At 65.4% G+C, this 12,741-nt stretch carries 6 protein-coding genes; 5 read left to right on the top strand and 1 reads right to left on the bottom strand.

From position 1 onward, the window contains the following. Positions 1–32: 32 nt before the first annotated feature. Positions 33–929: an MBL fold metallo-hydrolase gene (locus JAB4_RS22530; RefSeq protein WP_070221143.1), complete on the bottom strand. Its 897-nt coding sequence runs from the start codon at positions 927–929 to the stop codon at positions 33–35. 198 nt (positions 930–1,127) lie between these two features. Between JAB4_RS22530 and JAB4_RS22525 the strand changes: the two genes are divergently transcribed. From JAB4_RS22525 to JAB4_RS22505, 5 genes are all read left to right on the top strand, one after another. Next, complete coding sequence (locus JAB4_RS22525; RefSeq protein ID WP_070221163.1) at positions 1,128–2,750, top strand: HD family phosphohydrolase; 1,623 nt, start codon at positions 1,128–1,130, stop codon at positions 2,748–2,750. 50 nt (positions 2,751–2,800) lie between these two features. Then, positions 2,801–5,002: an adenylate/guanylate cyclase domain-containing protein gene (locus JAB4_RS22520; RefSeq protein WP_070221161.1), complete on the top strand. Its 2,202-nt coding sequence runs from the start codon at positions 2,801–2,803 to the stop codon at positions 5,000–5,002. A 209-nt stretch (positions 5,003–5,211) separates the two neighbouring features. Continuing rightward, complete coding sequence (locus JAB4_RS22515) at positions 5,212–6,822, top strand: ShlB/FhaC/HecB family hemolysin secretion/activation protein (protein ID WP_070221145.1); 1,611 nt, start codon at positions 5,212–5,214, stop codon at positions 6,820–6,822. Positions 6,823–6,838: 16 nt separating this feature from the next. Beyond that, the gene (locus JAB4_RS22510) at positions 6,839–11,938 is read left to right on the top strand and encodes a filamentous hemagglutinin N-terminal domain-containing protein (RefSeq protein WP_070300424.1); all 5,100 of its coding nucleotides are present in this window, start codon (positions 6,839–6,841) and stop codon (positions 11,936–11,938) included. Beyond that, positions 11,907–12,671 carry a FecR domain-containing protein gene (locus JAB4_RS22505; RefSeq protein WP_070219124.1) on the top strand — a complete coding sequence of 255 codons (765 nt, stop codon included), beginning with the start codon at positions 11,907–11,909 and terminating at the stop codon, positions 12,669–12,671. The genes JAB4_RS22510 and JAB4_RS22505 overlap by 32 nt, the downstream gene beginning before the upstream one ends. Positions 12,672–12,741 lie beyond the last annotated feature (70 nt).

The following is a 12,741-nucleotide window of genomic DNA, read 5'->3' as shown; positions in this document are numbered from 1 at the left end:
CAGTAAAAAGGGAGCCTTGCGGCTCCCTTTTTTTATGCGCCGGCCAGTTCCACCGTCAGCCCCTCGCTGGCGAGGAACACCTGCAGGCCGGCCAGGCGGCTCGCATAGCGGCCCATCACGTCGGCAAACACGGCCTCGAGCTGCTCGTCGCTGCGGGTCGGTTCGTGGTGGGTGCAGTACAGGTGCCGCGCGCCGCAGCGCAGGGCCAGGTCGAAGGCGGCGTCGAAGGTGCCGTGGCCCCAGCCCTGCTTGCCCGGGTATTCTTCGCGCGTGTACGAGCAATCCATGATCAGCGCATCGACGCCGGCGACCAGCGCATCGATGCCGGCCTGGCGCTGCGCATTGCGCGCCGCGCAGGCCGCATGCTCGGCGTGGCCGGGCGGATGCAGGTTGTAGAACGGTTCATGGTCGCCGCTGAAAAACAGCGAGGCGCCGCCGCAGTCGATGCGGTAGCCGAGGTTGACCACCGGATGGTTCATTTCCGCGCCGCGCACGCGCGCGCCGCCCACGTCGACGGCTTCGCCGGGCGCCAGGGTGCGGTACTCGATGCAGGCCGCCATGGCCGCTTCGCTGACGGGAAAATAACTGCCCTGCAGCTGCACCGCCATCACGTGCTCGATGCCGCGCCCGCTGTTGCCGTCCAGGGCGCCATGCAGGCGCATGCGGTTGCCGGCCACGAACAGGGGCGAGAACATGGGCAAGCCGTGGATGTGGTCCCAGTGGCTGTGCGTGATGAAGACGTGCGCGTCGACGGGCTGGCCCGGCGGCAGTTGCTGCGCCAGCGCGAAGATGCCGCTGCCGGCATCGAGAATGATCAGGCTGTCGTTGTCCGTGCGCACTTCGATGCACGTGGTGTTGCCGCCATAGCGCGCCGTGCGCGGGCCGGGGGAGGGGATGGAGCCGCGCACGCCCCTGAACGTGAATTTCATTCAGTACCTTGTTACAGTGTAATTATTGTTGATTCTATTCTAATTAATGAGATTGGCGGCAACATTTATGCGTGTTGCGTTACGGAAAGTAATTTCATTTTGTTGTGACTAAGTAATGTACAGTGCGCAGGGTCGCCGTTACACTGGCGCTTGCCGACTTCCCCTTTTTTGCTTGCCCATTACCTGATTGCCACCAATATGCCTCAGCTGCACCCTGAGAAAATCGCCCACAGACTGGAGCAATTGACCGAACTCAGCGTCGCGCTCGGCCACGGCCTGGGCGGTGAGGGGCGCGACATTGGCGCGCTGCTGCAGCGCATCGTGCTGCTGGCGAAAAGCATGAGCGGCGCCGACGGCGCCACCTTGTACCGGCCCGCGCTTGACGGGCGCCAGCTGGCGTTCGACATCAGCGTCAACGACAGCCTGGGCATCGCGCAGGGGGCGGACATGGGTTTGCCGGGCGTACCCCTGTTCGATGGCGCCGGCCAGCCCAACCTGGCGTCGGTGGCCGCGTATGCGGCGAACATGCGCCGCAGCGTGAATATCGCCGACGTCTACCGCGACGAGGTCTTCAATTTTTCCGGCATGCGCGAGTTTGACCGCCACCATGGCTACCACACGCAATCGATCCTGACGGTGCCCATGAGCGATCACGAGGGCGACTTGATCGGCGTGCTGCAGCTGGTCAATGCCAAGGATGGCGAGACGGGCCAGGTGCGCGCCTTTTCCTCCACCGACCAGCGCTTCATCGAGGCGCTGGCCGCGCAGGCGGGCGTGGCGCTGACGAATCAGCTGCTCATCTCTCAGCTGGAAGAGCTGCTCGAGTCGCTCGTTACCCTGATCAATATCGGCATCGATGAAAAGTCGCCGTACACGGGACGGCATTGCCAGTTCGTGCCCGAGCTGACGATGTTGCTGGCCGACGCCGCGCATGCGACGCAAACGGGGCCGCTGGCCGATTTCCGGCTCAGCGACAACGAGCGCAAGCAGCTGTGGCTGGCCGGCCTGCTGCACGATTGCGGCAAGATCACCACGCCCGTGCACGTGGTCGACAAGGCCACCAAGCTGGAAACCATTTTCGACCGCATCGCCCTGATCGACACGCGCTACGAAGTGCTGCTGCGCGACGCCGAGATCGAGGCCCTGCGCCTGCAGGCCGCGCAGCCGCAACAGAAGGACGCCATTGCCCGCGCGCTGGAGCAGGAGCAGGCGGCGCTGCGCGAAGAGCGCGATTTCATCCGCACGGTCAACATCGGCGGCGAGAGCATGGCGCAGGCCGACCAGGAAAGGGTGCGGCAGATCGCCCGGCGCCGCTGGCGCGCGGCCGACGGCGAACTGCGCGATTTTCTCGACGCCGACGAGACGGAGAACCTGACCATCCGCGCCGGCACCCTGACGGCGGCCGAGCGGGCCATCGTCAACAACCATATCAGCGTGTCGATCCGCATGCTCGAAGCGCTGCCGTGGCCCAAGCACCTGCAAAAGGTGCCCGAATATGCGGGCGGCCACCATGAGCGCATGGATGGCAAGGGTTATCCGCGCGGGCTGACGAAAGAGCAGATGTCGGTGCCGGCGCGGCTGATGGCGATTGCCGACATTTTCGAGGCGCTGACGGCGCGCGACCGGCCCTACAAAAAGGGCAAGTCGCTGTCCGAATCGCTGCGCATCCTCGGTAACTTCAGCCTGAACGGCCATATCGACCCGGAGCTGTTCGACGTTTTCATCCGCAGCAAGGTCTATCTGACCTTCGCTGAAAAGCACATGCATCCGAGCCAGATCGATGCCGTCGACGAGGCGGCCATTCCGGGCTATACCCCTTGAAGCTGCCGCAGTCCTGGCGCAAGCATGGGGCGCGGTCGCTGCTGGGCATAATGCTGACCGTGGCGGCGGCCGTGCTGTGCCTGGCCGGCAACGACACGATCGCGCGGCTTGACGCCATGCTGGGCGACTGGCGCATGCGCTTTGATGCGCCGCAGCTCGACCGCCGCATCGTCATCGTCGACATCGACGAGCAAAGCCTGGCCCGCGTGGGCCGTTTTCCCTGGAGCCGCGACGTGCAGGCGCGCCTGGTGCGCCAGCTCACCGGCCATTACGGGGTGGCCGCGCTGAGTTTCGATATCTCGTTTCCCGAAGCGGACACCAGTTCCGGTTACGCCGTGCTGCAAGGCCTGGCGCGCGGCGAACTGGCCGGCGTGGCCGGCTTGCCGGCGCAGCTGGAAAAGCTGCGCCCGGCCATGGACTACGACGGCCTGTTTGCCGAGGCCATGCGCGGCCAGCCCGTGGTGCTCGGCTACAGCGTCTCGGAGCAGCAAAGGAAGGGCGTGCTGCCCAGGCCCGCCTTTACCGTCGCCGATTTGAACGGGCGCACGGTCACGGCCTACGTGGCGCGCGGCTACGAAGCCAATATCGCACCCCTGCAGGCGGCCGCGCAGGGCGCCGGCATCTTCACGGCGCTGACCGATGCCGACGGCGTCGTGCGTTCCTCGATCCTGTTGCAGCGCATCGGCGACGGCTATTATCCTTCGCTGTCGCTGGCCACCGTCGCCGTCTACCTGCAGGCGCGCGCCATCGCTCCCCGTTTCACGGGCACGGCCGATACCCTGTCGGCGCGCGAACTGGCCAATGGCGGCCTCGAACACATCATGCTGTTCACGCCGCGCGGCGCGATGGCGATTCCTGTCGGCGAAGCCTTGACGACCACGGTGCAGTACCGCGGCGCGGGCGGCCCCGATGGCGGCGCCTTCCGCTACGTGTCGGCCGCCGACGTGCTGGCCGGCACGGTGCCGCCCGCGCTGCTCAAGGGCGCCATCGTGCTGGTGGGCACCACGGCGCCCGGCTTGAACGATATCCGCGCCACGCCCGTGAATGCCGAATATCCGGGGGTGGAGGTGCACGCCAACCTGATCAAGTCCATGCTCGACGGGCGTTTCAAGGCGCGGCCCGACTACGCGCTGGCGTTGGAACTGGTGCAGATCGTGCTGTTTGGCCTGCTGCTGGCGGGCGCCCTGGCCGTGCTGCCGCCGGCTGGCGTGATGCTGGCTACCGTGGCCGCGCTGGCCGCCGCCATCGGCATCAACCTGTACCTGTACGCCGTGCACGATCTGGTGCTGGGCGGTGCCGTGCTGTTGCTGCTGATCCTTGCGCTGTTCATCGCCAACCTGGCGTGGGGTTACTTTTTCGAGGTGCGCAAGGGACGCGCGCTGGTGGCCCGTTTCGGCGAGTACGTGGCGCCCGAGCTGGTGGCCGAGATGGCCGACGATCCGCGCCGCTACACGATGGAGGGCGAGAACCGCGAACTGACGGTGCTGTTTGCCGACGTGCGCGGTTTCACGGCCATTTCCGAGCAGCTGGCGCCGGCCGCGCTGCGCGAATACATCAACGCATACCTGACGGCCATGTCGGAAGATATCCGCGACAGCCATGGCGGCACCTTGGACAAATACATCGGCGACGCCGTGATGGCGTTCTGGGGCGCGCCCGTCGCCTTTGGCGATCACGCCAGCCGGGCCGTGGCCAGCGCCCTGCTGATGCAGGCCAGCGCGGCGCGGCTGAACCAGCAATTTTGCGCGCGCGGCTGGCCGGCGCTGCGCATCGGCATCGGCATCAATACGGGGCCCATGCATGTGGGCGACATGGGCTCGCGCATCCGCCGCGCCTATACCGTGATGGGCGACAGCGTCAACCTGGCCGCGCGCCTGGAAGGCGCCAGCAAGCTGTATGGCGTGGGCATCGTGGTGGGCGAGGCCACGCGCGCGGCCGCCCCGGATTTCCTGTACCGCGAGCTCGACCGGATCAGGGTGCTGGGCAAGCAGGAAGCGGTGGCGATCTTCGAGCCGCGCTGCCTGCTGGCCGGTGCCGCAGCGGCCGAACTGGCGCAGCTTGAGCGCTGGCACGCGGTGCTGGCCCGGCTGCGCGCGCGCGACTGGGCGCAGGCAGGTGCGCAGCTGGCCCATTTGCAGGCGGACTTTCCCGGCGATGGCCTGTACCGGCTGTACGCGGCGCGCCTGGAGCAGTACCGTAACGCGCCACCGCCATGGGACTGGGATGGCGTGACAGCATTGCACAGCAAATAGCCCGCCATTCGCCGGAAAAGGCAAGCGATTGCGGCATTTTTTACCATGGCGTGCGCATTGTTTGTTGCATTGCGATAAAAAACAGGGGGAAATGTTAGAAATTTCTGACTGGAAACTAAAAGCCGTCTAAAATTTGTCTTCAATCCATTGCCGGACATGCTGGCGCCTGCGGGCCGCGCGCTTGTCCGGTTACACAAGAAATCCTTCACATGACATATCGTTTGGTGCACCTGCTTGCGGGTTCCGCGCTGCTGTTCGCCGTCGGCGCCGCCGGCGCCGCTGTTTCCATGGATGACGCCGCGCCTGCCACGCAGGGCGACGGCGTGCCGCGCTTCGAGATCCGCCGCTTCGACGTCCAGGGCAATACCCTGCTCACGTCCGCGCAAGTGCAGGCCCTGCTGGCGCCCTACACGGGAGCGCAGCGCGATTTTTCCGACATCGCGCGCGCCGTCGAGGCACTGGAGGGGGCTTACCGCGAGCGCGGTTACAGCGCCGTGCAGGTGCAATTGCCCGAGCAGGAACTGGAGCGCGGCGTGGTGCGCCTGAGCGTGCTGCAAACGCCGCTGGGCAAGCTTGCCATCGGCGGCAATACGCATGTGGACGAGGCCAACGTGCGACGCGCCTTGCCGTCTCTTCGCGAAGGCGAGACGCCGAACTTGCCGGCGCTGTCGCAAAGCCTGAGGCTGGCCAATGAAAACCCGGCGCGCAAGATCGAAGTGCGCCTGCAAGCCGATGAACCGGCGGGCACCATCGACGCCATCGTTACGGTGGCCGATGAAAAGCCCTGGAAAGCCATGCTCAACGTGGACAATACGGGCAATGCGCAAACGGGCAAGACGCACGTGGGTGTGGTGCTGCAGCATGCGAATCTGTTCGGCCTCGATCATGTCGCCAGCCTGCAATACACGAGCAGCCTGGAAAAGCCGGACAAGGTGGGCGTGTATGGCGCCGGCTACCACTTGCCGCTGTATGCGCTGGGCGACTCGATGGATTTTTTTGCCAGCTATTCGAACGTCGATTCGGGCAGCGTCTCGGCCGGCATTTTCGACCTGGCCGTCAGCGGCCAGGGCAGCATGGCCGGCATCCGCTACAACCAGAACTTTGCCCGCAGCGGCGATTTCGAACCCAAGCTCGTGTACGGCATCGACTACAAGGCTTACCGCAACAGCGTGCAGCTGTTCGGCATGGAACTGGGCGCCGACGTCACCGTGCATCCGCTCAGCGTCAGCTATATCGGCAACTGGACCTTGCCCACGGGCGAGACCAGCGTGGCGGTCACCTTCGCGCACAATATCCCTGGCGGCAAGCACGGCGCGCAAGCCGATTTCGACCGCGTGCGCGCGCACGCCAAGGCGGCCTACAACACGGTGCGCCTGAGCGCCAGTGCGGGACGCGTGCTGGCCGGCGACTGGCAATGGCGCGCGCTCGCCAACGCGCAGATCACGCCCGACGCGCTGGTGCCGGGCGAGCAGTTCGGCGCCGGCGGCGCCGCGTCCGTGCGCGGCTTTGCCGAGCGCGAGGTATCGAACGATTCGGGCGTCAACCTGAACCTGGAACTGTACACGCCGAACTGGTGCGGCCAGGCGCTCGCTTACCAGTGCCGCGCGCTGGCGTTCTATGACACGGCCTGGCTGCGCCGCAACCATGCGCTGCCCGGCGAAAGCGCGTCGCAAGGCATCAGCAGCGGCGGCCTCGGCCTGCGTTTGCTGCTGAGCCGCTACGCCAATCTGCAACTCGATTACGCCCATGTCGTCAATGGCGGCGACACGGGACAGCGGGGCGCCAACCGCCTGCATTTCCGCCTCGCCTTGGCCTACTAGCATCAGGATGAACACCATGCACAACCACGTCCAGCACGCCTCCGCTTTCATCCTGACGCCCGCCTGTTCATTACCGCTTGCGCCGCCCCTGCGCCGCACGGCGCTGGCACTGCTGCTGGCCGGCTGTTTCGGCGCCGCGCAGGCCAACCCCGCCTTGCCGCAGGTGGTCAACGGACAGGCCACGTTCAGCCAGCAGGGCAACATCTTTTCGATCACGAACACGCCCAACACCATCATCAACTGGCAGAGTTTTTCCATCCATGCGGGCGAAATCACGCGCTTCATCCAGCAAAGCGGCAATAGCGCCGTACTGAACCGCATTACGGGACAAGACCCCAGCAAGATCCTGGGCGCGCTCGAATCGAACGGCAAGGTCTTCCTGATCAACCCGAACGGCATCGTTTTCGGCCAGGGGGCGAAAGTGGACGTGAACGGGCTGGTCGCCTCCAGCCTGGGCATGACGAATGAGGATTTCCTGGCCGGCAAGCGCCAGTTCACGGCCGGCGGCGTGGCCGGCGGCGTCAGCAATGCGGGCATGATTAACGCGGGCAAGGGCGGGCAAGTGCTGCTGATCGCGCCGAACGTGGAAAACACGGGCATCATCACGGCGCCCAATGGCGAAGTGATCCTGGCGGCCGGGCGCAGCGTGCAGCTGGCCGACCCCGGCAATCCGCAATTGCGCGTACTGGTCTCTGCGCCGGCCGACCAGGCGCTGAACCTGGGCCAGATCATCGCCCAGGGCGGCAGCATCGGCATGGCCGGCGCGCTGGTCAGCCAGCGCGGCGTGCTCAACGCCAACAGCGCCGTCGTCGGCGAGAACGGCAGGATCGTGCTCAAGGCCAGCGGCAAGGCGCTGCTCGAAGCGGGCAGCGTCACCAGCGCCGCGGGCGCGGCCGGCACGGGCGGCCAGATCCAGGTGCTGGGCGAGCAAGTGGGTTTGCTGGGCAATGCGAAGATCGATGCCAGCGGCGCCACGGGCGGCGGCACGGTCTTGCTGGGCGGTGATTACCAGGGCAAGAACGCGGCCGTGCACAATGCGCGGCAAGTACTCGTCGGCAAGGATGCCAGCGTCAATGCCGATGCGATTGTCAGCGGCAACGGCGGCAAGGTCATCGCCTGGGGCAATGAATCGGCCCAGGTGCACGGCAGCATTTCCGCGCGCGGCGGCGCGCAAGGCGGCGACGGCGGCTTCGTGGAAACGTCCGGCCATTACCTGGCCGTCGACGGCATCCGCGTCAATACCAGCGCGGCGCGCGGCAAGCGCGGCAACTGGCTGCTCGATCCGTATGATATCGACGTGGTGCAGGGACCGGGCGGCAACCTTGCCAATGTCGATCAGTTCAGCGATATGCCGTCGACCGGCAGCACCAGCATCGGCGCCGATACGATCTCCGGCGCCACCAGCGACGTCACCTTGCAAGCCCTGCATCGCATCAATTTCAGCAGTTCGGTGAACATGCTCAATTCCGGCGTCAGCCTGACCGCGCAGGCGGGCGAAACCATCAATGTCTACGCCGCCATCACCACCAACGGCGGCAATGTGACCCTGTCGGCGAATGACCCTGCTAGCACCAGCGGCAACTATGGCCCGGGATCGAACGTCAATCTGAACGCGGCCATTACCAGCAACGGCGGCAACATTTCGCTATCGGGCGCCAGCATCGAGGGCGCCGCCACGGTCCATGTCGGCAACGGCAATCTGAGCTTGCGCGCGAATGACGCGCTGGGCGGCATCAATCTGTCGGGCGGCGCCGGCCAGCTTGCTGGCAACGGCATCGCCGGCCAGACGGTGACCCTGCAGGCCGACAATATCACCGTTGCCGGCGGCATCGACGTCGGCGGCACGGCGGGCGGCGCAAATGTCATCATCAAGCCCCTAAGCAGTGCGCGCAGCATCGACCTGGGCACCAAATCGGGTACGGCCCTCAGTTTGAACGCGGTTGAGCTGGCCGGCATCTCGGCCGCGTCGCTGACCATCGGCGACGGCACGAACACGGGCGGCTTGCGGATATCGGATGCGCTTGCCAGGACCGGCGATCTGCACCTCAATTCCGGTTCCGCCATCACGGCCACGGGCGCCGTGACGGTGGGCGGCAGCTTTGTGCTCGACGGTGGCGCCTGGGTGCAAAATGCGGCGGCCCTGCCAGGATTTAGCGCCAGAAACTTCACCATCGGCAGCGGCGCCAGTTTCCTGCGCGTGGCCGGCGGCGACGGTGCCGCCACACCTTATCTGCTCGCCGATATCTATGGCTTGCAAGGCATCGCCAGCCTCGGTCTGGGCAACAGCTATCGCCTGGCCGGCAATATCGACGCCAGCGGCACGGCGAACTGGAACGATGGCCAGGGCTTTGTGCCGATCGCCGGCAGCGGCAGCGGTTTTTCCGGCGTGTTCGATGGCGGCGGATTTACGCTCAGCAATTTGAAAATCGACCGCAGCCTGGTGCCTGGCCTGGCGGCAGGCCTGTTTGGCACGGTGCAGGGCGGCACCTTGCGCAACCTGACCCTGAGCGGCGGCAGCGTCACCGGCAGGGCGAACGTGGGCGCGCTGGCGGGCGAGGTCGTCAGCGGCACTATATCCGGCGTGAACAGCGGCGTCGCCGTCAGCGGCCAGCGCAATGTGGGCGGCCTGGTGGGCAGCAACGGCGGCGCCATCACGCTGTCGGCCAGCAGCGGCGCCGTCACCGGCGTCAATGCCGACAACGGCGGCGCCATCGGCGGCCTGGCGGGATCGAATGCGTCCGGCGCCAGCATCGCGACTTCGTACGCCACCGGCGTGGTGACGGGCGCGCGCGAAATGATCGGCGGCCTGGTCGGCAACAACCAGGGCGCGCTGAGCCAGTCTTATGCCACCGGCAATGTCACTGGCGCGCGCAGCATCGGCGGCCTGGTGGGCTTGAACGGCGGCAGCATCGACGATGCATATGCCAGCGGCGCCGTGGGCCGGGCCGTTACCGCCGATCCCATCCTGTCCATGGAAAACATGGGCGGGCTGGTCGGTGAAAGCACGGGCAGCGTCAGCCATGTCTTCAGCAGCGGCGCCGTGAGCGGCGACGGCTACGCGTCCGTGGGCGCGGTGGCCGGCCGCGTGTCCGCCGGTTCCCCGTTCAGCTATGGCTTTTTCAATTATGAAACATCGCTGGTGCAGACCGGTGGCGGCGGCTCCAGCGGCCGCAGCACGGCGCAGATGCGGCAGCAGGGCAGCTTCAGCGACTACAATTTCAGCAGCGTGTGGCGCATTTACGAAGGCTACACGACGCCGATGCTGAAGGCTTTCCTCAAGCCGCTGCAAGTGAACCTCGCGGGCAATGCCACGGGCAAGGTCTACGATGGCCAGCTGGCCGCCTTCCTCGGTTCGATCGCCTATGTGGGATTGATCGACGGCGACACGGGCGTGAATGGCAGCCTCGGCTACGGCAGCAACGCGCGCAACGTGGGCAGCTATGCGGCGACGGGCCTGTGGTCGACCAAGTACGACATCACCATGGGTGGCACGACGACCTTCGCCATCACGCCGCGCACCCTCAATGTGCAATTTAACGGCGTCAACAAGATCTATGACGGCACGACGGGCGCCGCGCTGGGTTTTGGCGATGACCGGGTTGCCGGTGACCGCCTGGACCTGTCGGCCCTGGCCAGCTTCAGCGACAAGAATGCGGGCGCGGGCAAGACGGTATTCGTGACGAACCTGAGCCTGGGCGGTGCCGATGCGGGTAATTACCTGCTGACCTCGACGGGCGGCACGACGCAGGCGACGATTGCGCAAAAACAATTGTCGACCTGGGTAGGCAGCGGCAGCGGCTTGTGGAGCGATGCGGCCAACTGGGACGGCGGCGTGGTGCCGGAAGGCGCGAACGTGCTGGCTGTCGACTTTAGCAACAGCAAGGGCATCGTGACCTACAGCGCGGCGGCCGGCAACACCATCCTGAAAAACCTGACGGCGTCCGCGGGCTTACTGCTGACGGGCGGCAGCCTGACCCTCGGTGACAAGGCGCCGGATAGTTCCCTGCTGGCCAGCCTGGAAGTCAACGGCGGCAGCCTGTTGCTGAACGGCAGCCTGTCGGCGGACCGTTACGTGCAAGGCGGCGGCGTGTTGAGCGGCAATGGCAACTTGCTCGTCGCCAACAGCTTTAATCAGACTGCCGGCGCCATCCGGCTGGCAGGCCAGCTGGCCATCACGCAAGCGGCTGGCGACTTGCGCTTCGCCAGCCTGGCGGCCAACGATGTGCAGCTGAGCGCCTTGAACGGCGCCATCGGCCAGGACGGTGCGCTGCTCGCCAGCAGCCTGACCGTGCAGGCGCGCGACGGCATCGTGCTGAGTAATGCGGGCAATCAGGTCAGCAGTTTTAGCGCCAGCAATCGTGCCGGGGGCGGCATTGCGCTGAACAATACCTCGGCGCCGGGCATCTTGACCCTGGGAACACTGACCACTGGCGCGGGCAATATCGCCATCGACAACACGGGCGGCGTCATGGCTGGCAATATCGATGCGAATGGCGGCAACGTCAGCGTGACGGCGCACAGCCCCGTCACCGTCAACGGCAGGATCGCGGGCAATGACATCGCGCTCAATGCCAGCACCGACGTGGTGCTGGGCGATGGCGCGCAGCTGGCGGCGGCGCGTGACATCAGCCTGATGGCGGGACGCGACATCAGTATCAATGGCAACTCCCGCGTAGCCAGCGGCGGCAATTTTACCGCCAGCGCGGAAGGCAATGTGCTGTTTGCGGACACGGCAAGTTTCACTTTGCCGGCCGCTGCCAGCATGAGCGTGCTGGCGAAAACGGGCAGCATCTCGGGCACGCAGGGCGTGCGTATCAATCGCCAGCGCACCAGCGTCGGCTTGCAGGCGCCGAATGGCACGGTAAGCATGGCGGATGCCATCTTCCTGCCCGTCACGACCGTCGAACAGCCCGTGATCGACGCCGCCACGAGCGCGGCCATCAATGACGCCTTGCGCATTATTAAGCAGGCCGACTATTCCAACGTCCCGCTCGCTTCCAAACTGCCGGCCAAGCCTGCTGACAAGGTGCCGGACGACAAGGATGTTGCCGCCTCCGCAGGTAACTCAACAGGACCTACAAAAAATGAATCTGTTAAAAAAATGTACTGCAATTAAGGCCTTCTTGTGGCTGGCCCTGATGTGCGTGGGCGCGCATGCCTGGGCCGGCCAGGTGGCCGGCACCGTCATGCAATTGAGCGGTCCGCTGATGGCGAAAAAGGCCGATGGCAAGGTGAAATTACTGGCCATCAAGTCGGAAGTCGAGCAGGGCGACACCTTGCTGACGGAAAAGGAGACCTATGCCTTGATCAAGCTGATCGACAATAGCGAAATCACCTTGAAACCGAATACCAGTTTCGTGATCGAGCAATTCAGCTACACGGCCGAGCAGCCCGATGGCGACCACGCCGTCTTCAGCCTGCTCAAGGGGGGCTTGCGTTCCGTCACGGGGCTGCTGGGCAAGCGCAACAAGGAGCGCTTCGAGATGAAGACGCCGGCCGCTACCATCGGCATTCGCGGCACGACATTTATTGCCGAGTATATTGGCCCGTCGACGCCTGCACTGTTGACGCCTGTGCTGTCGGCGCCTGCATCGTCGATGCCTCGGGCTCCCGGCCTGTATGTGCAAGTGCTCGATGGCCTGATCAATTTGACCAATCCTGCCGACACACTCAATTTCAGCGCCGGCCAGTTCGGCTATACGCCGAATTTCCGGCAGCCGCCGGTGGTGCTGCCGGCCAATCCGGGCATAAAGTTTGCGCCGCCGCCCGTGTTCAATTCCAGCATGCCCCCGACCGCCAGCAGTACCACGCCCGGCAAGTCGAACAACGTCGACTGCGAAGTACGCTAAGTTTCGCTTGACCTTCCCATCATGGTAGGGACGATCCTGTAGACATCACCTCTTATCTACAGGATCAGCG

The sequence above is a fragment of the Janthinobacterium sp. HH102 genome (assembly GCF_001758625.2).
GTDB lineage: Bacteria > Pseudomonadota > Gammaproteobacteria > Burkholderiales > Burkholderiaceae_D > Janthinobacterium.
This window is presented reverse-complemented; position numbering and strand designations above follow the sequence as displayed.